The 1,660-nt window shown below is 67.1% G+C and carries 2 protein-coding genes; one reads left to right on the top strand and one right to left on the bottom strand.

The genetic code is table 11. The features are described from left to right. On the top strand, nt 1-793 hold a 793-nt coding region (locus EOA38_RS35885; protein WP_145966265.1), incomplete at its 5' end, for an alpha/beta hydrolase. A gap of 9 nt (nt 794-802) precedes the next feature. On the opposite strand, the gene EOA38_RS35880 is transcribed toward EOA38_RS35885, so the two are convergent. Continuing rightward, nucleotides 803-1,660 (bottom strand): molybdopterin molybdotransferase MoeA (locus tag EOA38_RS35880; RefSeq protein WP_145966264.1); only part of this gene is annotated, 858 nt, incomplete at its 5' end.

The raw sequence follows: 1,660 nt of genomic DNA, 5'->3' as shown, positions 1-1,660 counted from the left end.
TGCCAACGGGGCGAACATCGCTGGCGGCGACCGCTGGCCGGCGGCCTGGCAGGCGCCGGCGCGCGCGTTTCGCGAAAGGCTTCTGGCCGAGGGCCGTGCACGGCTCGACATCGTGTATGGCGAAGCGCCGCGCAACCGGTTCGATCTCTTTCTTCCACGCGCAACGCCGAAAGGGCTCGTGGTGTTCATTCATGGCGGCTACTGGATGGAGTCGGACAAGAGTTGCTGGTCGCACCTGGCCAACGGCGCGATCAGCAGATCCTTTGCGGTTGCCATGCCCTCCTACACGCTTTGCCCCGAAGCGCGGATCAGCGGCATCGTGGAAGAAGTCGCGGCCGCGATCGGCAAGGCGGCGGCAATGGTCGATGGCCCGCTGATGCTGACGGGACATTCGGCCGGCGGACATCTCGCCAGCCGGATGATGACCACGGCCACTCCGCTGGGGTCCGAAGTGGCGCGACGCGTACGCCACATCGTTTCGATTTCGGGCGTGCACGACCTGCGGCCGATCATGTTCACAGAGATGAACGCGACGCTGGCGATCGACGAGCAGGAAGCGTCGGCCGAGAGCCCGGCGCTGTTGCGGCCCATGAACGGAACCCGTATCACCTGCTGGGCCGGCGGCGGCGAGCGCTCCGAGTTCCTGCGCCAGAGCGCCTTGCTTGCCAACATCTGGACCGGGCTCGGCGCCGCCACAAACTCGGTGGTCGAGCCGGATCGCCATCATTTCAACGTCGTCGACGGGCTCGCCGATCCGGATCATCCGCTGACCCGCACGCTGACTGCGGAATAAGAGGTCGGCTCAGCGCAGCATCAGCACGCTGCATTCGGCGCCGGCTTCGGCTGCCGGGGCAAAGGGTTCGCGCACGATCAGGCCATTGGCGTCGGCAAGCATCCTCAGCATCGAGGAATCCTGGATGCCGAACGGCGTCGCGACCAGCGTTGCGGCATCCTCGCGCACCGTTGCGCGCACATAGTCCTGCCGGAGATCGTTGGCGTGCATGGCGGCACCCAGCCGCGCCGTTCGAATATCCGGGCGATAGAGGCGGCCGCCGAGCCGCGCAAGAAGCGGCTTCAGGAAAAGCTGCGAGCAAACCAGGCTTGCCACCGGATTGCCGGGCAGGCCGATGCAGCGGATATTGCCCAGCCGGCCAAACATCAACGGTTTGCCGGGACGCATGGCGATCTTCCAGAAATCGAGCTTCATGCCTTCGCCGGTCAGCACGTCGTGGATCAGGTCATGGTCGCCGACCGAGGCGCCGCCAAGGGTGACGAGGACGTCGGCGCCTGCCGCCACGGCTTTCTTGACCAGCGCCGCGATCGCGTCATGGCGGTCGGCGGCGATGCCGAGGTCGAGGGCGCGCGCGCCAACCGACTGCGCCGTGGCTATGACGCCATAGGCGTTGGACGAGATGATCTGGTCGGGGCCGAGCTCGCTGCCCGGCGGCAGCAATTCGTCGCCCGTGGCGATGATGGCCACCAGCGGCTGCCGCACCACATCGAGGTTCGGATGATTGGCGGATGCGGCAAGCGAAAGCGCTGCCGGGTCGAGCAGGCGACCGCTTTCGAGGAGCACGTCACCTTGGCCGAAGTCCAGCCCGCGGCGACGGACATTGCGTCCCTGCGCCGCCGGCTCCATCACTTCGATGGCGCCGCCGCC

The sequence above is a fragment of the Mesorhizobium sp. M1E.F.Ca.ET.041.01.1.1 genome, from assembly GCF_003997355.1.
GTDB lineage: Bacteria > Pseudomonadota > Alphaproteobacteria > Rhizobiales > Rhizobiaceae > Mesorhizobium.
The sequence above is the reverse complement of the archived record's forward strand: the minus strand, read 5'-3'. Positions and strand labels throughout refer to the sequence as shown.